At 62.6% G+C, this 24,783-nt stretch carries 19 protein-coding genes, 1 pseudogene and 1 CRISPR repeat array; of the genes and pseudogenes, 18 read left to right on the top strand and 2 right to left on the bottom strand.

Features of this window, described 5'->3' with window-relative positions:
• Positions 1–123: 123 nt before the first annotated feature.
• Positions 124–915, bottom strand: a complete 792-nt coding sequence (locus FLO80_RS19365; protein ID WP_111367521.1) for a helix-turn-helix domain-containing protein — start codon at positions 913–915, stop codon at positions 124–126.
• 133 nt (positions 916–1,048) lie between these two features.
• Between FLO80_RS19365 and FLO80_RS19360 the strand changes: the two genes are divergently transcribed.
• On the top strand, positions 1,049–1,447 hold the full coding sequence (locus tag FLO80_RS19360) for a hypothetical protein (protein WP_111367519.1): 399 nt from the start codon (positions 1,049–1,051) through the stop codon (positions 1,445–1,447).
• A gap of 191 nt (positions 1,448–1,638) precedes the next feature.
• Here FLO80_RS19360 and FLO80_RS19355 read toward each other — a convergent pair whose 3' ends face one another.
• Positions 1,639–2,451 (bottom strand): helix-turn-helix domain-containing protein, encoded by an 813-nt coding sequence (locus tag FLO80_RS19355; protein ID WP_111367517.1) that lies wholly within the window; start codon positions 2,449–2,451, stop codon positions 1,639–1,641.
• A gap of 141 nt (positions 2,452–2,592) precedes the next feature.
• On the opposite strand from FLO80_RS19355, the gene FLO80_RS19350 reads away from it, so the two are divergent.
• The 17 genes and pseudogenes from FLO80_RS19350 to FLO80_RS19270 form a co-directional block, all read left to right on the top strand.
• Complete coding sequence (locus FLO80_RS19350; RefSeq protein WP_111367515.1) at positions 2,593–4,605, top strand: CocE/NonD family hydrolase; 2,013 nt, start codon at positions 2,593–2,595, stop codon at positions 4,603–4,605.
• A gap of 106 nt (positions 4,606–4,711) precedes the next feature.
• Positions 4,712–6,262, top strand: a complete 1,551-nt coding sequence (locus tag FLO80_RS19345) for an ABC transporter substrate-binding protein (protein WP_188078358.1) — start codon at positions 4,712–4,714, stop codon at positions 6,260–6,262.
• Between the two features lie 87 nt (positions 6,263–6,349).
• Complete coding sequence (locus FLO80_RS19340) at positions 6,350–7,294, top strand: ABC transporter permease (RefSeq protein ID WP_111367511.1); 945 nt, start codon at positions 6,350–6,352, stop codon at positions 7,292–7,294.
• Positions 7,275–8,219: an ABC transporter permease gene (locus FLO80_RS19335; RefSeq protein WP_246156746.1), complete on the top strand. Its 945-nt coding sequence runs from the start codon at positions 7,275–7,277 to the stop codon at positions 8,217–8,219. The genes FLO80_RS19340 and FLO80_RS19335 overlap by 20 nt, the downstream gene beginning before the upstream one ends.
• Position 8,220: 1 nt before the next feature.
• A complete protein-coding gene (locus tag FLO80_RS19330; protein WP_111367509.1) occupies positions 8,221–10,281 on the top strand; it encodes a dipeptide ABC transporter ATP-binding protein in 2,061 nt (686 codons plus the stop codon).
• A gap of 25 nt (positions 10,282–10,306) precedes the next feature.
• Positions 10,307–11,734 (top strand): C69 family dipeptidase, encoded by a 1,428-nt coding sequence (locus FLO80_RS19325; RefSeq protein WP_111367507.1) that lies wholly within the window; start codon positions 10,307–10,309, stop codon positions 11,732–11,734.
• A 719-nt stretch (positions 11,735–12,453) separates the two neighbouring features.
• The gene (locus tag FLO80_RS19320) at positions 12,454–13,755 is read left to right on the top strand and encodes a tyrosine-type recombinase/integrase (protein ID WP_111367505.1); all 1,302 of its coding nucleotides are present in this window, start codon (positions 12,454–12,456) and stop codon (positions 13,753–13,755) included.
• 280 nt (positions 13,756–14,035) lie between these two features.
• Positions 14,036–16,528, top strand: a complete 2,493-nt coding sequence (gene cas3 / locus FLO80_RS19315) for a CRISPR-associated helicase Cas3' (protein ID WP_111367503.1) — start codon at positions 14,036–14,038, stop codon at positions 16,526–16,528.
• A gap of 4 nt (positions 16,529–16,532) precedes the next feature.
• On the top strand, positions 16,533–18,038 hold the full coding sequence (locus FLO80_RS19310; RefSeq protein ID WP_188078357.1) for a CRISPR-associated protein Cse1: 1,506 nt from the start codon (positions 16,533–16,535) through the stop codon (positions 18,036–18,038).
• Positions 18,031–18,561 (top strand): type I-E CRISPR-associated protein Cse2/CasB, encoded by a 531-nt coding sequence (locus FLO80_RS19305; protein ID WP_111367501.1) that lies wholly within the window; start codon positions 18,031–18,033, stop codon positions 18,559–18,561. The genes FLO80_RS19310 and FLO80_RS19305 overlap by 8 nt, the downstream gene beginning before the upstream one ends.
• Positions 18,554–19,693, top strand: a complete 1,140-nt coding sequence (gene cas7e, locus FLO80_RS19300) for a type I-E CRISPR-associated protein Cas7/Cse4/CasC (protein WP_111367498.1) — start codon at positions 18,554–18,556, stop codon at positions 19,691–19,693. Before FLO80_RS19305 ends, cas7e begins: the two co-directional genes overlap by 8 nt.
• Positions 19,690–20,379: a type I-E CRISPR-associated protein Cas5/CasD gene (gene cas5e / locus FLO80_RS19295; RefSeq protein WP_111367496.1), complete on the top strand. Its 690-nt coding sequence runs from the start codon at positions 19,690–19,692 to the stop codon at positions 20,377–20,379. Before cas7e ends, cas5e begins: the two co-directional genes overlap by 4 nt.
• Positions 20,376–21,110, top strand: a complete 735-nt coding sequence (locus FLO80_RS19290) for a type I-E CRISPR-associated protein Cas6/Cse3/CasE (protein ID WP_111367494.1) — start codon at positions 20,376–20,378, stop codon at positions 21,108–21,110. The genes cas5e and FLO80_RS19290 overlap by 4 nt, the downstream gene beginning before the upstream one ends.
• A gap of 4 nt (positions 21,111–21,114) precedes the next feature.
• Positions 21,115–21,990 carry a type I-E CRISPR-associated endonuclease Cas1e gene (gene cas1e, locus FLO80_RS19285; protein ID WP_111367804.1) on the top strand — a complete coding sequence of 292 codons (876 nt, stop codon included), beginning with the start codon at positions 21,115–21,117 and terminating at the stop codon, positions 21,988–21,990.
• The gene (cas2e, locus tag FLO80_RS19280) at positions 21,990–22,283 is read left to right on the top strand and encodes a type I-E CRISPR-associated endoribonuclease Cas2e (protein WP_111367492.1); all 294 of its coding nucleotides are present in this window, start codon (positions 21,990–21,992) and stop codon (positions 22,281–22,283) included. Before cas1e ends, cas2e begins: the two co-directional genes overlap by 1 nt.
• A gap of 64 nt (positions 22,284–22,347) precedes the next feature.
• A CRISPR array of direct repeats spans positions 22,348–23,474; the repeat unit is 29 nt; unit sequence GGCTCCCCCGCACTCGCGGGGATAGACCC.
• 280 nt (positions 23,475–23,754) lie between these two features.
• On the top strand, positions 23,755–24,078 hold the full coding sequence (locus tag FLO80_RS19275) for a hypothetical protein (RefSeq protein WP_111367490.1): 324 nt from the start codon (positions 23,755–23,757) through the stop codon (positions 24,076–24,078).
• Between the two features lie 625 nt (positions 24,079–24,703).
• Positions 24,704–24,783, top strand: a pseudogene (locus tag FLO80_RS19270) (IS5/IS1182 family transposase); the annotation flags it as partial.

Below are 24,783 nucleotides of genomic sequence, written 5' to 3'. Positions count from 1 at the left end.
TCGTTGGCACCAACGCCGGTTTGAAACTTGGCGCCCCGCGTCGGCATGGCATCTGCCAACTGATCAAGATCCGAAACGCGTATCTGTCTACCACTAAGGGTTTTCCGAGACACGAAGTTGCACCTACTTGAGTCCGCCTGCCACCGCATCAGCCGTTTCACGATCCGCCGGAAAGAACGACTCGATCGTCACTTCGGCCAATGTAACATCGACAGCCGTCCCGAAAATCGTTGTTGTGCTGATGAAAGACAGCGGTCCGTAGGCGCTCTTCAGTCGAAGTGGAACGGCGATTTCTTGGGTTCGGTTCGGACTCCGCTTCCGCTTTTCCGCCTCGGGGCATGGTAGCGCCAACAATTCGGACCTGAGAGTCGCAAGTCGCGGGTCCGCCGTCACCTCGATCTCATGATCCAGTCGCGACAGGATATGCCCGCGCCATTCACCGAGGTTGAGAATGCGCGGGGCGAGACCTTCCGGATGGAGACTGAGGCGCAGGACATTCACGTTCCCCTCCAGCAGATGCGGCGCGACGTCCGTCAGCAAGGTAGCCACGGCAGCATTCGCAGATAGCAGCGTCCAATGACGATCGACAGCCAATGCCGGATGCGGAAGATGTCCACGCAGAATCCGGTCGATTGCCTCGCGCGCCACGGAAAGTTCGGGCGCATCCAGAGGGCGCTGCGGAAAATGCGGCGCATATCCGGCCGCATTCAGAATGACGTTCCGCTCGCGCAGAGGCACGCCAAGGTGTTCAGCCAACTGCATGACCATGTCCCGGCTAGGGTGCGCACGCCCGGTTTCCATGAAACTGAGGTGACGTTGCGAAATCTCCGCCTCGATCGCGAGGTCAAGCTGGCTCAGTCGGCGGCGATGTCGCCACTGCTTCAATAAAGACCCTACTGTGTCTTGCTGCTCCATGCTGGCGACCTATCCGACCATTTGCTCTGATCCAATTACCTCTCAAGTAATCGACAGACGTTCATTGCGGCAAGATATTCGGCCCATCTCTTCACCTCCCGCACCCGGTGGGAGCCAACAAGCGGAGCTCAGAATGACCGAATATCCTCACCAACGCACCTTGAAGACCATCCTAGTTCTGGACGCGGCGACCTGCACCGGTATGGGGCTGCTACTTATTCTCGCCTCGGGGCTCGTCGCCCGGATAACGCAAATCCCCGCGCCGCTGCTGTTCTGGGCGGGTTTGCTTCTTCTGCCCGTCGCGGGCTTCATGGTACTCACCGCCAGAGACCCGCATGCCTCCGCCTGGGCGGTGCTTGTGATTGTGGCAGGGAACCTGCTCTGGGTCCTCGCCAGCCTGGCGTTACCGATGATCGGCGTCATCGCGCCGAATGCCTTGGGCTGGGCCTTCATACTGGCACAGGCCATTGCGGTCACCCTGTTCGCATGGCTGGAATGGTCGGCGAGGCATACGGGAGTTGCGGCAAGCTGACCCGTGTGCGGTCCCATCCTTCCGCGTTCCGATACGTCAATTCCGATTTGCGCCGCCGCCGAATGGCGCCGCGCAAATCGGACAGATCCTCACCCAGGGTGAAGCAGCCAAGTATGCGTCACGCAAAGCCGCGGAGCCACACGAAGGCGGAGGCTTCTGCCGAACGCCGGTCGTTCAAGCGCGCCTTCACCTCAGGGCTCATCCACGTCCAGAACGAATGCACCGCTTTCGATCCGGTTCTCGATCATCCTCAGAATTTCAGACCGGATCGCGCCATCCCGCGGATCGAACAACCCGGTCCGTTTCAGCGCAGCCCGCAGATCGATATCCCGCCCCAGGAATTCCAGGGCAACCTTTGACGCCCCGGGTTTGCGACCGCGGCGCGTCGGGCCGCCTGTCTGAATACCCAACAGGATATCCAAACGGCTGCGATGACTGGGATAGAGCGTGGCCTGGGTGATCGTGTTCAACTCGATCGACTCATATTCCATCAGGTAGATCCGGTCGGCCAGATAGAACAGCACGCCCTCGTATTTGTTCAACCCCCGCGAGCGGCCCGTGGCGGGATCGCGCAGAACCTCGATATTCTTCCAATAGTATTTGTCGTCTTCACTATAGACCTGCGCCAAGGAGCGGATCACCAGACCGGGATTACCGAAGGAGTAAAAGTAGCGAAAATAGTAGCCAACATACTTTCCGAGCTTCTGACTGCGTTGATACAGACGGTCGAGATGGCGCAGCGGTTTGCTCAACTCCTCTTGCTGAACCGGTTTGCGCCTGATCGCAATGATCCCCTCGAACAGACTGGCTTCCATCAAAAGTTCCGCCTCGGAGACGCCGAAGAAATCGCAGATACGGCGCATGTTGTGGCGCGAGGGGCGTGCGCTGCCGGCGAGATATTTGTTGAATTGCTGGCGGTTGATTTCCAGCTTGCGGCACACCTCGGCGATAGAGGGGTGGTAACTGCAAAGCAGCGCGAGGTTCTGGGATAGATCTTCCGACATGCTCTTATGTAACTTGGCGCGATTTTCGCGTCAATCCGCGAAGCCGTGCGAAGTTTTGGAGCGACACGAATCTGCTAGCCTCGACGAAAGGCGCGGCCCGCGTCCTTGTCCGAGCCATTCAGGAGGTTTCTCGTGCAGTACATGGATCGATTTCCGCATCCGGTCGAAGAGATTTTTCACACCGAGATCGAGATGCCCGACGGTTGCAAGCTGGCCGCGCGCATCTGGATGCCCGAGGGTGCTGCGCAAGCGCCGGTTCCGGCGATCCTTGAATATCTGCCCTATCGCAAGAACGATTTCACCACTGCGCGCGATGCCTCGATGCAGCCCTATCTGGCCGGGCATGGCTATGCGGTGATCCGGCTCGACCTGCGCGGCGCGGGCGATTCCGAGGGGCTGATGGTGGACGAATACCTGCCGCAGGAACTGCAGGACGGGTGCGATGCCATCGCCTGGATCGCAAAGCAGCCCTGGTGCGATGGCAATGTCGGGATGATCGGCATTTCCTGGGGCGGTTTCAACGGCTTACAGATCGCCGCGCTGCAACCGCCCGCGCTGAAGTCGGTGATCACGCTGTGTTCCACCGATGACCGATACGCCGATGATATCCACTATCTGGGCGGCTGCCTTCTGGGCGAACAGCTCAGTTGGGCCTCGATCATGTTCGGACGCAACACGCTGCCGCCAGACCCGGCCAACGTCGGCAACAAGTGGCGCGACATGTGGCTCGAGCGGCTGGAGGGTAGCGGGTTGTGGCTTAGGAACTGGCTGGAGCACCAGCGCCGCGACGCATTCTGGAAACACGGATCGATCTGCGAGGACTGGTCGAAGGTGCAGGTACCTGTCTATGCGATTTCGGGCTGGGCCGACGGTTATTGCCGCAGCGTCTTTCGACTGATGGAGAACCTTCAGGGACCAAGAAAAGGGCTCGTGGGGCCTTGGGCGCATCGCTACCCGCATCTCGGCGAGCCCGGACCTGCCATCGGCTTCCTCCAGGAGGAATTGCGCTGGTGGGATCATTGGCTGAAAGGACGCGACACCGGCATCATGGACGAACCGATGCTGCGGCTTTTCATGCAGGACAGTGTGCCCCCGCGGGGGCACTATACCGAACGCCCCGGACGCTGGATCGCTGAACCGTCATGGCCCTCGCCACAGGTGGAGCGGACGTTGTTTCACCTTACGCCAGAGGGCGGTTTGAGTAGGGATGTCTCGCCAAACAATGCGGTACGGCCCCATTCAAGCCCTGCCGATGTCGGCATGGCGTCTGGCAAATGGTGCGGCTACTCCACACCTGGCGATGCGCCGGTGGACCAGCGCCGCGATGATGCGGGCAGCCTGTGTTTCGAGATCGAGGTGCCCGAAGGCGGGCTTTCCTTTGCCGGGGACGCCAATGTGCATCTGCGGCTGAGCGTGGACAAACCCGCGGCCCAGATCGCCGCGCGGCTGGTGGATGTGCACCCTGACGGGCGGGCGACGCGGCTTTCTTTCGGAGCGCTGAACCTGACCCACCGCAACGGGCATGAAACGCCTGAACCACTCGAACCCGGACGCATCTATGACGTGATCGTCCCGATGAAGCATGTCGCCCAGTCCCTGCCCGCCGGCCATCGCCTGCGACTGGCCCTGTCGAGCAGTTATTTCCCGATGATCTGGCCGTCGCCCGAACCGGTCACATTGAGCATCCACACCGAGGGCAGCGCGCTTGAATTACCATTGCGCGCGCCCGCACCGCTGGACGATACGCTGGCCGATTTTGACGCGCCGGAAGCAGGACCACCGCCCGAAATCGAACAGGTCGCCGACCCCGATACGTGGTTCCGCATCGTCGAGGATGCCGCGCGCGGCGAGGTGCAGATGCAGATCGCCGATGGTGGCGGGATCACGCGGCTTCTGGCCAATGACCTTACGATGCACAAGCAGGGTTATGAGACCTTCGGCGTGCCTCTGGGCGATGTAACGGGGGCTTGGGGGCAGACCGAATGGCACTATGGACTCGGCCGCGACGACTGGTCGATACGGTCCGAAACCCGCACGACACTGCGCGCCGACCCGGATGCCTTTATCATCAAGGCACATCTTCGCGCTTGGGAAGGCGACGAACTTGTTGTCGAAAAACACTGGGAGGAGCGTGTTCCCCACGACAATGTGTAAGCGATATTATGCGATTTTAGCGTCACTTCGCGAATATTTGCGAAATGTGCGGATACGCCCCTCTATGCCATGCTTTCGCCAGAACACTGATCAGGGAGATACTATAATGACACGACAAGGACCAACACGCCGCGGCTTTCTCGGAACGACAGCCGCGCTCGGGGCGATGGGCCTGATGCCCGCATGGTCGACGGCAGCGCTGGCTCAGTCCGGCACCGTGCTGCGCCTGCGGATCGACGGCGACAATGACGTGCTCGACCCCGGCTTCATGACTGGCGGCACCGAAATCGAAGCGCAGAAGCAGTGCCTGCCCTTCCTCGCGCAATATGCTCGCGATGGCGATACCTTCAATTGGGAGCCGAGCTATTTCGTCAACAAGCTGGAACAGCGTGACGCAACGCATATCGACTTTGAACTGGCCGAGGGACTGGCCTGGTCGAATGGGTATGGCCCGGTTATGGCCTCGGATGTCAAGTTTTCCTACGAACGGATGAAGGACAGCGACTGGTCGGGCTATTTCGACGCGCTGGACCATGTCGAGGTGACAGGCGACCGCACCGGGACCATCGTGCTCAACAAACCCTTTGCGCCCTTCATCATGATCACGCTTTGCCACGGGCCGGGCGCCGTGCTGAGCGAAAAGGCCATGGCGGATGTCGGCGGCAAATTCACCACGAAGTTTCCCGCCGTCTGCGGCCCCTACACCTACGAGGCAACGCCGGGCCAGCGCGCGGTGTTCTCGGCCAACCCCGAATGGACCGGACCGAAACCGGCCTTTGACCGGGTGGAATGCAACGTCATCACCGAGGTCAAGGCAGCGGAACTGGCCTTCGAGGCGGGGGAGCTGGATTGCACCGAGGTCGGCGCCGACACGCTCGCCCGCTATACCAAGGACATGCCCGAAGATACCGGCATCGCCGTTGCGGGCGAGCTGCAATACATGTGGATGGGGATGAATACCGAACATCCCAAGTTGCAGGACATCCGCGTGCGCCAGGCGATCCAGCACGCGGTGGACGTGGATACGATCCTTCAGGGCGCCTATTCGGGGACCACGGCAAAGTCACATGGCATCATCTGCCCGGGCCTGACCGGCCAACGTGACAGCACGGGCTACAGCTACGACCCGGACAAGGCGCGCGCGCTTCTGGACGAGGCCGGGGTGTCCGGCCTCGAGGTGACCCTGCGCACGCTGAACAACCAGGAGCGAATGCTGGCGGCCCAGATCATCCAGGCCAACCTGATGCAGGTCGGGATCACCGTGAAAGTGCTGCCACTCGACAGCGGTCCGTTCTGGGAAATGGGCCAGGAAAGCAAGGGCGACACCTGGCAGGAGCTGGAGCTGTGGCTGATGCGGTTCGGCACCACGCCTGACCCTTACGAGGCGACGCAATGGTTCACCTCCGATCAGGTCGGGGTGTGGAACTGGGAGCGATGGGCCGACGAGGAATATGACCGCCTCTATCAAGAGGGCATCAATGAAACCGATCCGCAGAAACGCCATGACATCTACGTGCGCATGCAGGAAATCATGGAAAATACAGGCGCTTATGTCTGGATCAACCACGAACCCGAAGCCTTCGTGCATCGCACCGATGTGGTCGTCAACGCCGCGCCCTCGGGCGAGTTGAACTATCGCCGGTTCGAAAAGGCGTAACCATCCCGACGATCATCGGACCGGCCCGCGCCACGCGAATGGGCGCAGGCCGGTCCCGCCCGTATCCCGGGCAACAGGAGGATCAACGTGCTCTTCTACCTGACCAAGCGACTTGGCCTGTCCGCCGTGGTGATCGGGCTCGTGGTGCTGGTGCTGTTCTCGCTGTTACATCTCATTCCGGGCGATCCGGCCACCATCGCATTGGGGCCGCGCGCCACGCCCGAAGCAATCGCGCGATATGCCGCAAAGATGCATCTCGACGCGCCCGTCTGGCAGCAGTTCCTGATCTATGTCGGCAACGCGATGACCGGTGATCTGGGGATTGACGTGTTTTCCGACCGCCCGGTGACCGCCATCATCATGGAGCGTATCGGCTTCACCCTCGCGCTGGTCTGCGCCGGCATGGGCTGGGCGATGCTCTTGGGCATCCCGCTGGGCTGTCTGGCGGCGGTCAAACCCAACAGTTGGCTCGATCGCGTGACCGGGGTGCTGTCGGTCGGCACCATCGCGGTGCCCTCGTTCCTCGTGTCGATCTGGGCGCTGCTGATCTTTGCGGTCCATCTGCGCTGGCTGCCCGCCATCGGCGCGGGCGAACCGGGCGATACCGCCAGCCAGCTGCGTCACCTGATCCTGCCCGCTTTCGCCATCGGGCTCAGTTGGGTGGGATACCTCGCGCGGATGGTGCGCGCCTCGATGCTCGAGGTGATGGGCGAGAACTACATCCGTTCGGCCCGCGCCTTTGGCCTGCGCCCGCGCCGGGTGATCTTCGGCTACGCGCTGCGCGTCGCCATCCTGCCCACCATCACGCTGATCGGCATGGGCTTCGGCGGGCTCATTTCCTCGACCGTCTTCGCCGAGATCATCTTCGCCCGCCCCGGCATCGGCAAGCTGATCTTCGACGCCGTCATGGCGCGCAACTTCCCGATCGTGCAGGGCGCGGTCCTGGTGGCCACCGGCCTCTATATCCTCGTCGTCCTGTTTTCCGACATCCTCATAGCCTGGTTTGATCCCCGTGTCCGAGAATCGCTCTGAACCCGAAACCGGCATCCCGGCCGTCGATGCATCGGGCCTGCCCGATCACGTGACCGAGGCCGATATCCGGGAATCCGCCGCCCGCGAACGCCGCGAGAAACTGCGCATGTTCCTGACCAACTGGCAGGGGCTGATTGGGCTGATCCTCGTGATCCTGTTCTTTGCCAGCGCCATCTTCGCGCCGTGGATCGCACCCTATGACCCGAACGCACTCGACGTGCCATCGCGCCTGTCGGGACCCACATGGGACCATCCGGCCGGAACCGACCAGCTGGGCCGCGACACGCTCTCGCGTCTTCTCTATGGCGGGCGCGTCGCGCTGAAAATCGCGGCCATCGGCGTCTCGGTCGCCCTGGTCGTTGGCCTGATCCTCGGCATGATCGCAGGTTTCGGGCCGCGCTGGCTCGACAACCTGTTGCTTCTGGCCTTCGACACCGTGCGCGCCTTTCCGACCATCGTTCTCGCGCTGGCCATGGTGGCGCTTACGGGTCCGAGCCTCGGTATGGTGCTGGCCATCGTGATCATCACCTCGATCCCGCAATATGCCCGCGTCGCACGCACCGCGACGCTGACGCTCAAGAACACCGATTTCATTCTGGCCGAACGGTCGCTGGGTGCCAGCATGACCCGCACGCTGCTGCATCATGTCATGCCGAACGTGGTGGGTCCACTCCTGATCCTCGCGGCGATGGACGTGCCGGTGGTGGTCACGGTCGAGGCGGGGCTCAGCTTTCTCGGTCTCGGCGTGCTGCCCCCCACAGCAAGCTGGGGCACGATCCTGAACGAGGGGTATCTGGTGATCCGCGACGCGCCCTGGATGGTGATCGCCGGGGGCATTCCGCTGATCCTGACGACACTGGGCTTCACCTTTCTCGGCGAGGCGCTGCGCGACGTTTTCGACCCACGCATGGGGAAAGGACGCTAGGATGCCCAAGGATACCACGGACACTCCCGAAACGCTGCTCGATATCCGCAACCTGTCGGTCGATTTCCGCACCCCGCGCGGGCGCGTGAAGGCCTTGCGCGACATCAGCTTTCCGGTTCGCAAGGGCCGGATCGTCGGCATCGTCGGCGAAAGCGGCTCGGGCAAGTCTACCGTGCTCTGGGCGCTGCTGGGCCTTCTGGCCAAGAACGCCGAGGTCACGGGCGGCGAGGTCCGCTTCGGGGACCGCGACCTGCTGCACGCCAGCGAGGCACACTTGCGCGCGACCCGCGGCGAGGAAATCTCGGTGGTCTTCCAGGACCCGATGACCAGCCAGATCCCGGTGCTGACCTATGGTCGACAGATGCGCGACATCCTCTACCGACGGCCGGAGCTGTCAGCCAACGAGAAACGCCGCATGGCGGTCGAGATGCTGGGCAAGGTGGGAATCCCCGACGCGGACAAGCGCATAGACCAGTATCCACACCATTTCTCGGGCGGGATGCGCCAGCGCGCGGGCATCGCGATGGCACTTCTGACCGGGCCGCAACTGCTGCTCGCGGACGAGCCGACGACGGCGCTCGACGTGACGATGGAGGCGCAGATCATCCACCTGTTGCAGGATTTGCAAAAGGAACTGGACGCGACCGTGGTCGTGGTCTCACACAATCTCGGCCTGATCGCGGAACTGTGCGACGACGTGGTGGTGATGTATGCCGGAGAGGTGGTCGAGGCGGGCGAGGTGCGCGAAATCTTCCACAACGCACAGCATCCCTATACCCGCGCGCTGCTGGAATGCGACCCGGCGCGGATCGACGACGTGTCGCGCAAGCTGCCGGTGATCCCCGGCGACATCCCCGATCTGACCCGCGCCCTGTCGGGCTGCATCTACGCGCCGCGCTGTCAACGACGGATGCCCCTCTGCAATGGCCAAACCCCGCCCGAGGTGGCCCGAGGCGAGGCCAGTTTCGCCCGCTGTCACCTGCTGGAGGGTCCGCATCACGATCCCGACTGGCCGCCACCGCTCGACGTGATGACCGTGGGGCTGGATGGCGCGGCCAAGAGCAAACCCACCCATACGAAACGTGGCGAATCCCTGCTGGAAATTTCCGATCTCAACGTGCGTTTCGAAACGATCGGCCCGCTGCGCGCGCGGCTCAAAGGCATCGCGGAACGCCATGTCGACGCAGTGTTCGATGTCAGCCTCACGGTCGGCCCTGGCGAAACCGTCGGCTTGGTGGGCGAAAGCGGCTCGGGCAAGACGACACTGGGCCGCGCGGTGCTGAATCTCGTTGCGTCGCAGGCAGGTGCAATCCGGTTCGAAGGACAGGATATCCGCAACATGCCGGAAAACCGGTTCAAGCCGCTGCGCCGCGACATGGCGATGATGTTCCAGGACCCCGTCGGCTCGCTTTCCCCGCGCAAATCCGTGCGCGCACTCATTACCGAGCCGTTCCATATCCATGGCCACACCGGCGTCAATCTCGACACCGAGGCCGAGCGGCTGGCCGAGATGGTGCGCCTGCCCAAAGCCTTCCTGTCACGCTATCCGCATGAACTGTCGGGCGGACAGGCGCGGCGTGTCGGCGTGGCGCGCGCGTTGGCCCTGAACCCCAAGCTGATCATCGCCGACGAACCCACCGCCGGGCTCGACGTGTCGGTGCAGGGCGAGATCCTGAACCTGATGGCCGATTTGCAGGCCGAGCACGGTCTGGGCTATCTCATCATCACCCACAACCTGCCCGTGGTGCGCCACATCGCCGACCGTCTGGCGATCATGTATCTCGGCCGCATCGTCGAAGAGGGCCGCACCGCCGAAGTGTTCCGACACCCGGTGCATCCCTATACCCGCGCCCTGGTCGAAGGCGTGCCCCAGCCCGACCCCGACCGGCGGCGCATGCATGTGTCGATCTCGGGCGAGGTGCCCAGCCTGCTCAACCGGCCGAAGGGCTGCGATTTTGCCGGGCGCTGCCCGCTGGCACAGGATCGCTGCCGCGCCGAGAAACCGCCCCATGTCACGCTGGCCGACGGGCGTCGCCACGCCTGTCATTTCCCACTGACCTGACGCACGAGACAAGAGAGACGCATCCATGAGCTATGGTATCTATATTGGGCGCAACCGCACCGCCGACGGCATCGCCTACCTCGCGGGCTATGGCGACGAGCCGAGCAGCCACTGGCTCGAGATATGCCCGCGCGCCACGCATCCCGAGGGCAGCACCATCACCGTCGGCGTGACGCAACAGGCCGACATGCCCGGCCATCTGAGCGCGATCCCGCAAGCGCCCGAAACGCTGCGCAACATGCGGGTGAGCTATAGCTACTATCTCGGCGTGCCCGCGCCGCTCACCAATGGCGGGCTGAACGAATGTGGCGTCGCGGTGCGTGACATCTGGTCCACTTCGCGTGCCGAACTGCGCGCGATGACCCCGAAGGACCAGACCGGCCCCAACTATTCAGACCTCGCCCGGATCATCGTGGAGCGCGCCCGAACCGCCCGCGAAGGGGTCGATCTGATCGGACGGCTGATCGCCGAGCACGGCTATTCCACCTATGGTGGCAATTCCCACATCATCGCCGACCCCGAAGAGGGCTGGGTCGTGATCGAATTTGCCGGTGGACGCGGGCTCTGGTGCGCCGAACGCCTTGGCCCGGACAGCATCCGCGCCTCGCGCCCCGGCTATATCGGCGAGATACCGGAACGGCCGAACGAGAATTTCCTGTTCCCGCCGCATTTCTTCGACACCGCCCGCGAACAGGGCTGGTGGTCCCCAGAGGACGGCCCGTTCCACGTCAACCGCATCTATGGCGACGGCAAACATCGCTGGGACGGCGTCGCATGGATCGAAGACGAAATGCGCGCCCGCGCCGCACGCCCCGAAAAGATCACGCTACAGGATGTCTTCTGGTCGATCAGCACCGAACGCCTGACCGGCGACACCGCCGGCTATGGTCAGGTCGTGCCGCTGACCCACCCGCGCCACGATGCCCTGCGGATGATGTGGCATGCCCCCGTCGGGCCGGTAACCGCGCCATTGCTGCCGGTGTTTCTCAACCAGCCTTCGGTGCCACCCGCCTGGCGGCAACACCGCTACCTGACCACCGGCGAGAGCCACCGTTTCCTCGATAGACGCAAGGAAGAGGCAGACCCGGATACGGTCTCGCAGATTCCGCAAGGGATCGAGACGGGACCTTCGGCCTTCTATGCTTTCAAGCGGCTGATGCACCTCGCCTTTCAGTGCCCCGACCCGATCCTGACCGAGGTCTGGAGGCACTGGCGCGCGGTGGAAACCAGCACCAATGCCAAGCTGGAGGATACCCTGCGCGCCGCCTCGATCCTGCTGGACGCGGACGAGGACGGACTTGCCACGCAGGTTCTGGGTGAATTCAGCGAGGCCAGGTTTGCCGAGGCGCTTGCAGACTGTCAGGCACTGTCCGAGGCGGCCCATGTCAGGCTGCGGGCCATGGGTGCCTTGAACATGACACGCAAACCTCTCACGCCCGAGCAAATCTGGTAGCTTCCAACCGGGGCCGGACCCACCGATATCAAACACCCGGGGGGCACATTGCCTTCAAGCGAACCCTCATTTGCCCCAAACCAAGGACAGCGCCCGCCCCGGGTCGGGCGTTGCCCATCGCCGACGAGAATTGCCATCGCACCGAAACGGTTGGCAAACGCTATCTCGTTGACCCGGGCAGTCTTCCCCTGAGGCATGGCCGCCCCCAACGCCTTGACCGGCTGCTCAGCGATGCTGTCGACCTTGGCCGGAAGACCATCCAACCACAAGCCCCAGACAGGATACTGATTTCATGAAGATAAAACCAACATGTCGCCCGATATAGTACCGATAAGGGCAAGATGTTTGGCTCCGGCGGTAGGGATCGAACCTACGACCAATTGATTAACAGGCGATTTTTCGAGGCCTCTTCAAGCACCTGAAAAGGTGACGAATTCCATACCTATTGCACTGTAAGACACTGTTTTAGTGTGACAATACACGCAGACCAATTGACAATTGACGACACGCGACGCCATGCGCTACACGTTTAAACAGTGACAAATCCGGTGACACGCCCGACAGGGCAAAAGAGCGGGTTTTGGTGACATGCGACCAATTGAGCGGCCTTCGACCAATAGGACGGATTCACATTGCGACCTGGCTTCGTTGACGCTTTGGGCGGCAGATTGCCGGTTTTTGCGTTTGCCACCGGATTTGTCACCTTAAGGGGGGCGTAAATGGCTAAAATCACTGACGGAAATCGCGGCACGATTGCCAAGGCGGAACTGCCCGCCAAGGGACAACGGTTCATGTTTGACGATCACCGGGACGCGCCGCGCGGCTTTGGGCTGCGCATCACCGCCGCCGGGGGCAAAGCCTTCATTCTGAAATACACCATCGACGGGCGCGAACGCCGCAAGACCGTAGGCGACTGGCCGACATGGAGCCTTGAAGCGGCGCGGGCCGAGGCACGCGATCTTGCCCGCGACATTGCCCAAGGCAAAGACCCTTTGGAGGCCAAGCGGCGCAGGCGCGAGGTACCGCTGCTAAAAGACCTTGCCGGGGAATGGCTCGACAAGCACGCATCCGGGCTGGCGAGCGAAAAGGCAATTCGCGGATACATCAACAATGATCTGGTGCCTGCCATTGGCAACATGAAGGTTTCAGACATACGCCGCCGCAACGTGATCGAGGTTGTCGAGGCCAAGGCCGAGAAGACCCCGCGCGCCGCCGCGCAGGTGTTGCTATACGCCCGCCGCCTGATGGACTACGCGACCGACCGCGACTATATCCCGGCGAACCCGCTGGCCGGGCTGAAACCGTCCAGCATCACCGTGAAGGGCAAGCGCAACCCGCTCAAGGCAAAGGTGCGCGCCCGCGTGCTGGATCACGACGAAATCGCCGCCTTCTGGACCAATGCCGAGACAAGCGGGCTGCACCGCCTGACCGCGCTTGCGCTGAAATTGGTGCTGGTGACGGGGCAGAGGCCGGGCGAGGTTTGCGGGATGCGCGAGGATGAAATCTTGGGCCGCTGGTGGACCATCCCAGCCGACAGGCGCGGCAAGACCGATTCCGCGCACACCGTCTATCTGACCGACGCGGCCTTGCAGATCATCGCGGATGCAAAGGCCGAGATTGATCGCCTGTCACGGCGCCGGGATGAGCCTTGGAGCGGCTTCATATTGGAGGCCAGACCGGGCAGGCCGATCACAAACGCCGCCTTGTGCCGCGCGGTGGACCGCCAACATATCGCACTCGGGGCAAGGGTAGTGCAGCCTTGGGGGCGGTGGACCCCGCACGATCTGCGCCGCACGATGCGCACCGGGCTTTCCGCGTGCCGCGTGAGGCCTGACATTGCCGAAATGACCATCGGGCATGTGAAGGGCGGGATCATCGCCGTTTACGATCACCACAGTTTCGACGCCGAGCGACAGGCGGCATGGGAGGCATGGGACGCCCGGTTGTCGCGGATCGTGGCCGGGCAAGACCCGGACGCCGCGCAGGCCGACAACCTGGTGTGGCTTGGGGTGGCGAGGTAACACGCCGCAAGGTGAAGGTGACTTGCTCCCCTTCGATGCCGCTCTACAAGTCGTAAAACTCTCGCCAAGGGCGGTAGAAGGTTCGGGGGCGGACCAGAACCCCCGCAAAACGATCAAGCCGCTATCGCGGCGCAGCCGAACGCCTTGATCAGGCGTTCCTTGGATTGAAAATGCGATCAACTGTTCAAGCGCTTGATTTTTGACTGAACTCGAAGCAGCGTGAATTCTAAGATTGTTTGTTTGAGTTGTTGATTCATATCAAGTTTGATTTGGTGGGGTCATGGTCGCGTGGGGAAAGGCAGATCGGGAAGACCAGACGCGCCATCACCTTGCGCATCACAGTGCAGATGTGGCTGCTGTCCTGATCTCCCTGTTGAAAATTCCAATCTTTCGTAACAAGGCTAATGCGGCGGTCGGTCGACCAGTTTCGCACGGGGAAATTGCATGCTTGGGCGCGCTTGCTTTTCTGCATGATATCGGCAAGCTCGCTACCGGTTTCCAAGTCAAGGGGTGGCATCGCAACCCGGGCATAACGCCGCGTGGGCACGTGCAGTGCGGTTGGCTCTGGCTCAGGCAGGGCGAGGCTTCGGAAGCCCTGGGCGGACATGCCGCGCTGCTGGCGCACTGGGCCGATATCATGCTCTGGTTCCGCCTGCTTTTCGCGCATCATGGCCGCCCAGTTCCCGACCCGGGCGAAAGCTGGGGCCTTGATGCGTTCGACCCGGCACCGGGCTATGACTGGAAAGCCGAAGAGCACGTGATGGGCGAGGCCCTCATCACATGGTTTCCCGAAATCCGCGATCATGCGCCACCGCCCCTCACACATGAATTCGCGCATTTCTTCGCGGGAGTGCTGGCGCTTGCGGATTGGGTCGGATCGGATCGCACGGCGTTCGATTTCGTCGAAAAGTTCGACCCGGCCTACTGGACCACTGCCCTTGAAAAGGCGCGGCGGCGCTTGCGGAGCATCGGCCTTGATCCGTCGAGCACGCGATTGGCCGGAGTGGCGGCGTGGCCGCTGTTGTCGGATCATCCTGCGCCACGACCGGCGCAGTGGGCCGTCGCGGATGTCGAAACGTCCGAACGGCTGGTCATCCTTGAGGCCGAAACCGGCTCAGGCAAGACCGAGGCGGCGCTGTGGCGCTTCGCACGACTTTTCGAGGCGGACGAAGTCGAGGCGCTTTATTTCGCAGTGCCGACGCGTGCCGCAGCGCGCCAGTTGCAGACCCGGGTCAACGACGCCCTGAAGCGGATGTTCGCAGATCCTGCCCCCGAGGCCATTCTTGCCATCCCCGGGCAAGTGCTGGCGGGCGAGGCACGGGGGCATCGGTTGCCAGAATTTCGCACACGTTGGAACGATACTGACGACGCGCGCCCAGCCCGCTGGGCCGCAGAACACGCCACACGGTTCCTCGCTGCACAAATCGCCGTCGGAACTGTCGATCAAGTAATGATGGCCGGCCTGAAGGTGAAGCACGCGCATCTGCGCGGGTCTTCCATGTCGCGAGCGCTGGTTGTGATCGACGAGGTGCATGCCTCGGACGCCTGGATGACAGAAATCCAGCGATCGCTTGTCGACTCCCACCTAGCCCTAGGTGGACATGCAATGCTTATGTCTGCGACGCTTGGCTCAGTGGCACGTGCGACGTGGCGAGGCGAGGCGCTACCATCTTTAGAAATGGCACAGGCTACTGCATACCCTGCCGTCTGGACAAAAAACGAATGTTTCACGGTGCCTGATACCGAAACCGGCCAGAAAACCGTTTCGATCCGGTCACAAACCGGCTGGAGCGGCTCGCAAGCGGCCGAACTGGCGGTCGCGGCAGCGCACCGGGGCGCACGTGTTCTGGTGATCCGTAACACGGTCGACCGGGCGCGGGAAACATGGTGCGCCTGCATCGAGGCCGCGCCGGACCTGGTGTTTTCGCTCGAAGGGGTTCAGACGCTGCATCATAGCCGGTTCGCCGCCGAAGATCGTGCGCGCCTTGATGCACGTGTCGAGGCGGTTCTGGGTGCCGGGCGCGACACCGGCGGCATGGTTATCGTCGGCACGCAAACGCTCGAACAATCGCTGGATATCGATGCGGATTTCCTGATCACCGACCTGTGCCCGATGGACGTTCTCATGCAGCGCATAGGGCGGCTCCACCGCCACGCGCGGGACAGGCCACGGGGGTTCGATACCCCGGCGGTTGCGGTGCTCTGCCCCGAATATGGCCTAGATTCCCTGACTCGCGAACCCGAGAATGGCCTTGGCGCTTTCGGCAGGAACACCTCGCTTTCGGGGGTCTATCTCGACGTGCCCGGGCTGGCCGCGACCCTGGCCGAGATCGACAGCACCCCGCTTTGGCAGATCCCAGACATGAACCGCACGCTTGTCGAGAAGGCGACGCATCCCGAGCGATTGGACGAGATCGCGCGCGAGAATGGTTGGCAGGAGTATCGCCGCCGCGTCACTGGCAAGGCTATTGCCGAAACGCAAGGGGCGGAAATGGTTATTCTAGACCGGGCGGCGGCATTTCCCCATCAGTTCCCCGATGACGAGGTGATCCGCACGCGCATTGGCGAACAGGGCGCGATCCTGACCCTGCCCGAGGGCACAATCGGCCCGTTCGGGCACCCGGTCAAGACACTGGCCTTGCCCGTGCATTGGTCACGCGGCCTGACCGGCGACGAAGAGGTCGTCGTCGAGGACGATACGCCGCTGAGGCTGTCCGTCGGGGAAAAGCGGTTTGAATACGGAGCTGACGGCCTGACACGTGTGGAGGAATAAAGCGGTGAAAATGAACCTTCTGACCGAACCGCTGATCCAGACGGACCGGGACATGATGAGCCTCCCCGGCCTTCTGGCCGCGATGGCACGGGGCGAGGTGGCCTCCTTTCCCGCCCTGCGCCCCCATCAAAGGCCCGCATGGCACATGTTCCTGGTGCAACTGGCAACGCTCGCTCTGTCCGACGGTGATGCGCCCACCCTGCACGAAGATGAAGGAAGCTGGCGCGCGGCGTTGCGGGGCCTGACCGCGGACTTTTCCGATGATGCGCCCTGGCACCTCGTGGTCGAGGATCGCGGCAAACCCGCCTTTCTCCAGCCACCCGACCCCGGTGGCCTCACGTGGCACGATGTGGCGACGCCCGACGCGCTCGACATGCTGATCACCTCGCGCAATCATGACCTCAAGCGCGAGATCGCCCACAAGGCCGCGCCGCAGGACTGGATCTTTGCGCTGGTCAGCCTGCAGACGATGGAAGGCTTCGGCGGCGCGGGGAATTACGGCGTCGCGCGGATGAACGGCGGTTCGTCCTCGCGGGTCATGATCGGGCTTGCCCCCGCCACCGGTGGCGGCCGGGTCATTGATCCGTCGGCGTGGTGGCGGCGCGACGTGCAACATCTGTTGTCTGGGCGCGATGGTGTCATCGGCAAGACGCTGTTGTGGTGCTTGCCCTGGCCCGAGCGGCAACAGCTCGATCTTGCTCAGTTGGACGCACTTTTTATCGAGGTGTGCCGCCGCGTGCGCCTGACGGAAGGTGAAGGCGAGCTGCGCGCAGAGCGCACCACGTCCAAGGCCGCGCGTATCGCGGCGAAAGACGCCAAGGGCATGACGCAAGACCCTTGGGCACCAGTTCACCTCGGCGAAGCGAAAACCCTGACCCTAGGCGACCGCGACTGGACCTATGGCCTGCTGACAGAGCTTTCTTATAGCGGGAAATGGCAGATACCGCCGCTGGTGAAAGAGGCTGGACGGGAAAGGGAGAGCGCAATGGTGCTGATCGCCGAGGCCTTCGCACGCGGCAACTCCAAGACCGACGGCTTTAAGTCCCGCATCATCCCGGTGCCCAAGGCAGTACGAAAGTACATGTTTGGCACCAAGGCGGTTGAGCTTTCGGATGAGCAGATCAAGACGATCGACAAGATGGACAAGGCGTTGCGCGACGGGCTGGCGCTTATCGCGGCAGAAGGCGATCGCGATAAGCTGGGCAAGGCCGAATACGCCCGCACGGCACCCGCCCGGGCGGCACTGCACCGAGTGGCCGACGCGCTGTTCTTTCCCACGCTGTGGGACAAGCTCGCGGCCGACACCACCGATGATCGACACGAAGTGCACATGCGCTTTGCCCGTCAATTGGCGCAGGCGGCGCGGGACGAATTTTCGTGCTCCGCACCAGGCATCCCCTGCGCCCGGATCATGCGCCCCAGGGCCGAGGTGCGGGGGCGCGACGCGCTGAATGCAGGCTTGAGGCGAATATTCAAGGAAATCGGCGTAAAGGAATTCGAGGATGCCTGACGACAAAGACGATGTGGCGCGCCGCGCCTTGGGGATCGCAAGTACGCTTGCGCACGCCGATCCCGGCGAGCGCGCCGCCGCCCGTCGGATGGGGCCAGAGGGCGCTGCGGTGTTCTGGCGCATCGTGGCCCGGCACGGGATCGCCCCGCGGGACGAGGAAACATGGCGCCGCATCACCAAGCTTCTGGCGCTACTGACGCCGGCAAGCGTTACCGAAAGCGTGCACGAATCCGGCCGGCATATTGGCGCAGTGCTGGCCGACGGGGGCGATGCGCAGGCGCGGCTGGAAAAGCCGGTACTTTCCGAACAACGACTGGCCCGGCTGCTTGCAGCGCGGGGGCAAGCGCGGTTCGACGCGCTGGAACGCGCGATACGCGCGCTGGCACGCAACCGGCCCAAGGTGGATGGGCCAAGCCTCGCCTGGGCCGTTCTCAACAACGACACCCGCGCCATCGCGCGGGCCTATTACACCCGGCTCGACCGCCGCGCCGATGTTGCTGAAAAGGAAAAAACAAATGACTGACCCGAGGTTCCTGCAAATCCATTTCCTTGCGCCCTACACGGCGGCGCTGCTCAATCGCGATGATGCCGGGCTGGCCAAGCGCCTGCCCTATGGTGGCGCCCTGCGCACAAGGGTCAGTTCGCAATGTCTCAAGCGCCACTGGCGGCTAGCGGATGATCCGCACGCCCTCGCGGCCATAGACGGGGCCGATGCCGCCTACCGGTCGCGCGAGATCGTCGAGCACAAGGTGTTCGGCGATTGGGCTGCGGAAGTGGATGACGCGGTTGCGAACGAAATCAAGGACGCCCTGCTCAAGGTTGTCTACGGGGACAAGGGAGCCGACAAGAAATCGCGACAGACGCTGCTGCTGGGTGAAGTCGAGGTCACCTACCTGACCGAGCAGGCCAAGGCACTCGTCGCCGAGGCGGCCGGCGACAAGAAGGCGGCGAAGGAAATCGCGGTCCGTTGGCTGAAGGAGCACAAGGCCAATCTCAAGGCAATGAGTGAGGGGGCTAAGCTCCCCGGCGGCCTCACCGGGGCACTGTTCGGGCGCATGGTCACCTCGGACCCGCGCGCCAATATCGACGCGGCCGTGCATGTGGCCCATGCCTTCACCGTCCATGCGGAGGAGGCCGAAAGCGACTATTTCATAGCCGCAGACGATCTGGCCCGCGAAGAAGATACCGGCGCCGACACCATCCAGGAAACGGAACTCACTTCTGGCCTCTTCTACGGCTACGTGGTGGTGGATGTTCCCGGACTGTTAGCCAATCTCGGTGGCGACGCGGAGCTTGCTGGAGCGGTATTGCACAACTTGGTCTACCTCATCGCCGAAGTATCCCCGGGGGCCAAGCTGGGCTCGACGGCACCCTACAGCCGTGCTTCGCTGATGCTGCTGGAGGCCGGTGACCGGCAGCCCCGATCCTTGGCCGAGGCGTTCCGCGCGCCCTGCCCGCCCGAGACGGGTCAGGCCGTCGCGGCGCTGTCCGAACATCTTCACACCCTCGATGGGGCTTATGCGACGGGCGAGACGCGCCGCGTCATGACCTTGGCCAACCGGAGCGTGTCTGAAGCCGAGCGGGGCACGCTTGCCGATCTGGCAGCGTTCGCGCGTGGCCTGCCCGGGAGCTTGGGCGGGGTTACATCGGCATGAGCTTCGAATGGCTCCACCTACGGCTCGCCGCACCGCTCATGGCCTTCGGGGGCGTCGCCATAGATCATGTCGGGCCGACGCGGGAGTTTCCCTCGGTTTCAGCGCTGACCGGGCTTCTGGCAAATACGCTGGAGCTGCGGCGCGAAGAAAGTGCGCTTCATCAGGCGCTACAAGACAGGTTGATCTTTGGCGCGCTGTCGATCATGCCCGAGAGGCGTAATGTGCCGCTGGTCGTGACCGACACGCAAAACGCGAAGCTGGAGAAATCCGACCGTGGCTGGACAACTTGGGGAGCACCCGAAAGGCGTGCCGGTGCAACCTATGACAGCCCCCACCGGCGCCGCCGCGACTACCTTGCTGATCATGAAACCCGCGTCGTGCTCCGCCTCGCCCCCGGCGACGGACCGACGCTTGACGACGTAGCAACAGCGCTCGACCGCCCCGCGCGGCCGCTCTTCATCGGGCGTAAACCCTGCCTGCCGTCATCACCTCTACTGGCTGGTCGTGCCAGGGGCGCGACCGCCTATGAGGCGCTTCAGAGCCTCGGGATCGGCGGGCGTGCGATCTGGCCCGACGAAGGGGATGGACCTGACAATGCTCTTCGCCACAACATTGCGGACCTGCGCAACTGGCACAGCGGCCTGCACGGCGGCAGCCGCGTCGTGATGGAGGGCCGCATCGCATGAGCCTTCACCTGATCGAAATGCCACTCTCATTGCCGGCACTGAACCGCTGGGCGGGGCAACGGAACATCGGACACGGCTTGTTCGATGAAGGGCTAGCTCTGCACAACCTCCTAGGCGAGGCATTCGGCCCAACTGTATTGCAACCTTTCCGCCTGCTCGTCGCCCCGCGCGCGCGGACCGGCACGCTCTATGCCTACAGCGCCGCCCAAGCAGAAGAGTTGCGCAACGCTGCGTCACCCGTGCTGGGACCATCTGAGGCCGAGGTTGTGTCGCTTGACGCCCTGCGCTCGGTCGAACGCCCCGAAACTACGTGGCAGGAGGGGATGCGCCTGGGTTTCGACCTCAAGATCCGGCCCGTAGTGCGATTGGCTTCGCCACTCAACGGTGCTGACGGGCGGTTCCCCAAGGGCACCGAAGTGGACGCATTCCTTGCTGAAACGCTTCGCAACGACCATGCCCGGCCGCGCGAGGATGTATATCTCGACTGGCTTGCAAAACGCCTGGCACCTGCCGCGAAACTAGAGCGGGACGCGTGTCGGCTACACCAGTTCAAGCGTGTGCGCAGCCTGCGCGGCGGGCGTCGAGTCGAAGGCCCTGAGGCCGTCATCCACGGCACCCTCATGGTGCGTGAACCCCGGGAATTTGCCGGGCTTCTGGCGCACGGCGTCGGACGGCATCGCAGCTACGGATACGGCATGCTGCTTCTACGGCCGCCACAGCAAAAGAGGTGACGTGATGCTCAAGGGCCGTCTCGGGCTGGACAGTGCCAAGGTTCCGCATGCCGACCGGGCGGGGTGCCTTTACCTCGCGCGCGGTGCGTTGACGGCGCGGGACGGGACCCTTGCCTTTCTGCAAGGTGCGGCAACGGAGGCGGATGCGCTTGGTCCCGGCGACTACGCGATACCCCTGCAAGGCGTCTCGATCATCCTGCTCGGTCCCGGCTCGACCGTGAGCCACGACGCGCTGCGCCTGATCGCCCACGCACGGACGGCGCTGGCCGCCGTCGGCGAAGACGGAGTGCGTATGTATACCGCCCCGCCGATGATGCCTGACCGCTCCGGGCTGGCACGTCTTCAGGCGAGAATATGGGCTGATGACGACCTGCGCCTGATGACCGCGCGCCGAATGTATGCGCTGCGTCTGGGCGAGCTATTGCCACACCGCGAACTCGACGTGCTGCGCGGGATCGAGGGCGCGCGGATGAAAGAAGCCTATGCGCTCTGGGCCAACCGCATTGGCATCGACTGGCTTGGACGCCGCTATGACCGCGCCAATCCCAACGCCGCGGATCTGCCGAACCAGGCGCTGAACCACGCCGCCAGCGCAGTGGAGGCGGCCGCAGCCATTGCTGTGACCGCCACCGCGACAATTCCGCAACTGGGATTTATCCACGAGGATGCCGGCCAGTCATTCGTTCTCGACATCGCGGACCTGTACCGGGACACCATCATCATTCCTTGCGCATTCAAGGCCGCGCGCCGTGTATCCGAGCACCATGGCGAAAACATCGAACGCACAACACGACGACTGACAGGTAAGGCGCTTTCCGACGAAAAGGTCATCCCCGACATGATCGAACGGATAAAGGCACTAATCGAGGGGCGCGACTGATGCCCCTAACCGTGATTGTAACCCGCGACGTCGAGGCCCGCTACCGCGGTTTTCTCACGTCTGTAATGTTGGAGGTGTCGGCCGGTGTCTATGTCGCGCCAGACATGTCCTCAGGTGTGCGGAAACGGGTCTGGGCTGTCGTATCTCATTGGTGGGAAACGCTGAGGCGTGGCTCTCTCGTAATGGTCTGGCGCGACAAAGCGGCAACTGGTCATCTGCACATTGAAACACTCGGTGAAGCGCCGAAGAAAATCGTTGACGCAGATGGCGTATTGCTCGTTAAGCGCGAGTGAGATCAGAAAAACTCACCCGCACGCTCTTTGACAATTGAATAAAAACAAATCACTACTTGTGAGAGGCTCCCCCGCACTCGCGGGGATAGACCCCATGATCTACGAACGCCGCCGCAAGACGCTGCGGCTCCCCCGCACTCGCGGGGATAGACCCATAGAAAACGGCGTTTCCGGAATTAACGGTCAGGCTCCCCCGCACTCGCGGGGATAGACCTCACGCGCTTTGTGTGCAGGACGCGCTGCGCCAGGCTCCCCCGCACTCGCGGGGATAGACCCCACGGCGGATATCGCCTCCAATATCCTGAGCGGGCTCCCCCGCACTCGCGGGGATAGACCCCAGATCCGCTATGCCAATGCGCTTTTTGGCGCGGCTCCCCCGCACTCGCGGGGATAGACCCGTGATCGGCCGGGAATGACATGATCCCGGCGAGGCTCCCCCGCACTCGCGGGGATAGACCCCGACCAGACCACGGCGGATGATGACGGGTGGAGGCTCCCCCGCACTCGCGGGGATAGACCCTTCGAAAATCTCGTCGAAGGCAACAATCGCCGGGCTCCCCCGCACTCGCGGGGATAGACCCCAGAAGGACATGAGGCATGTTCGCAGCAGTCGGGCTCCCCCGCACTCGCGGGGATAGACCCTGCAATCGGAGCGTCCCCACGATGGGAATTGAGGCTCCCCCGCACTCGCGGGGATAGACCCATGGCTCAGGCAAAGATTGCCGAGATCAGGACGGCTCCCCCGCACTCGCGGGGATAGACCCACATGTGTGCCCGCCGGCGCATGGCGCAGGCTGGCTCCCCCGCACTCGCGGGGATAGACCCCCAGCGCGAGCTGAGCGCAAGCCAGCGCATCGGGCTCCCCCGCACTCGCGGGGATAGACCCCCATGATCTGCGGTGCGCCCCAGCTCGTCGCCGGCTCCCCCGCACTCGCGGGGATAGACCATACCTGATCGAAGGGCGCTGCGCGGCCAGTATGGCTCCCCCGCACTCGCGGGGATAGACCCCTGCGCGGCACGGAAGTCGAGTATTCCGAGATGGCTCCCCCGCACTCGCGGGGATAGACCCCAAACAGCTGCGCCATTGCGGCCTCGTTGCCGGGCTCCCCCGCACTCGCGGGGATAGACCCATCAAGGTCGCAACGATGCGCGGGCACCTGCGGGCTCCCCCGCACTCGCGGGGATAGACCCGCCGGGGGCGAACGGGAACTGCCCCATATATTGGCTGCCCAGCCCTTGTGTTACACCAAGACCGAGCACTTGTGGTGCATTATGGTTCACTGATAATCTGAAAATCGCAACACGCACATCTGCCAAGTTACCACATTGAGGCCACAGAAATTCAGCAGGAAATTGAGGGTAGGGTCATCCTTAGATCCGCGAATCTCTGGAATTTGAAAATGCTTTCGGTGTTCACGGCTCCCGATGGCAGCTCGATCGCGCTTCTGAACTACACGCACCTGACCGGCATGTGCAGGGGCGGCGCGACATCAGGCACGCCGACAAGTCGCGCAGTCATCTAAACCAGACCTTCATCGGCACCGAGAACTGGGCAGCCGAGGCGCTCGAGATTATCCAGGAAATCCGCCTCGAGAACTTCCTCAACGAGGTGACCGCGCGGCGTGAAGACGCTATGCGTCAGACCATGATTGAACCTGAACCGGAATATGAGGCCCGGCTAATTCTCACGAACCCGACCCATGAGCCGCCGAAGGACGATCCGAAGTCCCGGTTCACGACCGAACGCCCGTATCTGGCGAAAAACAAGCGATATGGCCTGTTCTCACTTCGGTGAAAAAAGGCAAAAGTAGTTTAATGGTTAAACTACGCACTTTTTACGTGTGCAAGAGATATTTTTACACTTTTAAGTTCTTTTCGTTTATGACCGCAAGGGCTTGGATTTTGAAATAATCTTTCGTCTTCAGTGAAGTAAATTGCACTGCAGCATTTTCAGAAATCCTGAATCCGCGCCTTGCGCCAGGCCCGATCCCGGGCCTGATCGTTTCACTGCAACTGGCTCTAGGCGCTGGCGGGGTTGACCAGAAGGGGTGCCGTTGCGCAGAGCGCACATGCTAGTCCCTTGTTTTTAAACACTTTGAGGGTTTCACTGCAATCCTCTCTTTTATTTCTTTACTTTTGAACTCTTCTTAAGAAAGAAAAGAAGAAAGAAAGAAAGAGGGATAGTAATAGTTAGAAAGTCAGTTAGTCTAGAAGTAATAGTTTCAGTGAAATTATAATATTTAAGTAGAAGGATATTACTACTCTTACTAGCCCGCTTTTTCAACCAAGCCCGATCCCGGGCCTGATCGTTTCACTGCAACCCACCCTTATCCGATGGAGGGTAACATGAGACCTAGGGTCAGGATGCATTGATTTCCAACGCGCTGCGTGATTCACGGCTCGGAAAACGGAGCGGTGACATGAGCGACCTTTTCTGGCTGACCGACGAGCAGATGGCCAAGCTTTCCCCTTTCTTCCCGAAGTCGCACGGTAAGCCGCG

The sequence above is a fragment of the Aquicoccus porphyridii genome (genome assembly GCF_008369105.1).
GTDB classification, from domain to species: domain Bacteria; phylum Pseudomonadota; class Alphaproteobacteria; order Rhodobacterales; family Rhodobacteraceae; genus Aquicoccus; species Aquicoccus porphyridii.
The sequence above is the reverse complement of the archived record's forward strand: the minus strand, read 5'-3'. Positions and strand labels throughout refer to the sequence as shown.

Bases quoted from the DNA above. Each gene is read 5' to 3' on its own strand.
- FLO80_RS19355 (WP_111367517.1), bottom strand. From the start codon at position 2,451: ATGTCGGAAGATCTATCCCAGAACCTCGCGCTGCTTTGCAGTTACCAC.
- FLO80_RS19360 (WP_111367519.1), top strand. From the start codon at position 1,049: ATGACCGAATATCCTCACCAACGCACCTTGAAGACCATCCTAGTTCTG.
- FLO80_RS19320 (WP_111367505.1), top strand. From the start codon at position 12,454: ATGGCTAAAATCACTGACGGAAATCGCGGCACGATTGCCAAGGCGGAA.
- cas1e (WP_111367804.1), top strand. From the start codon at position 21,115: ATGCTCAAGGGCCGTCTCGGGCTGGACAGTGCCAAGGTTCCGCATGCC.
- cas7e (WP_111367498.1), top strand. From the start codon at position 18,554: ATGACTGACCCGAGGTTCCTGCAAATCCATTTCCTTGCGCCCTACACG.
- FLO80_RS19365 (WP_111367521.1), bottom strand. From the start codon at position 915: ATGGAGCAGCAAGACACAGTAGGGTCTTTATTGAAGCAGTGGCGACAT.
- FLO80_RS19290 (WP_111367494.1), top strand. From the start codon at position 20,376: ATGAGCCTTCACCTGATCGAAATGCCACTCTCATTGCCGGCACTGAAC.
- cas2e (WP_111367492.1), top strand. From the start codon at position 21,990: ATGCCCCTAACCGTGATTGTAACCCGCGACGTCGAGGCCCGCTACCGC.
- cas5e (WP_111367496.1), top strand. From the start codon at position 19,690: ATGAGCTTCGAATGGCTCCACCTACGGCTCGCCGCACCGCTCATGGCC.
- FLO80_RS19350 (WP_111367515.1), top strand. From the start codon at position 2,593: ATGGATCGATTTCCGCATCCGGTCGAAGAGATTTTTCACACCGAGATC.
- FLO80_RS19305 (WP_111367501.1), top strand. From the start codon at position 18,031: ATGCCTGACGACAAAGACGATGTGGCGCGCCGCGCCTTGGGGATCGCA.
- FLO80_RS19325 (WP_111367507.1), top strand. From the start codon at position 10,307: ATGAGCTATGGTATCTATATTGGGCGCAACCGCACCGCCGACGGCATC.
- cas3 (WP_111367503.1), top strand. From the start codon at position 14,036: ATGGTCGCGTGGGGAAAGGCAGATCGGGAAGACCAGACGCGCCATCAC.
- FLO80_RS19330 (WP_111367509.1), top strand. From the start codon at position 8,221: ATGCCCAAGGATACCACGGACACTCCCGAAACGCTGCTCGATATCCGC.
- FLO80_RS19345 (WP_188078358.1), top strand. From the start codon at position 4,712: ATGACACGACAAGGACCAACACGCCGCGGCTTTCTCGGAACGACAGCC.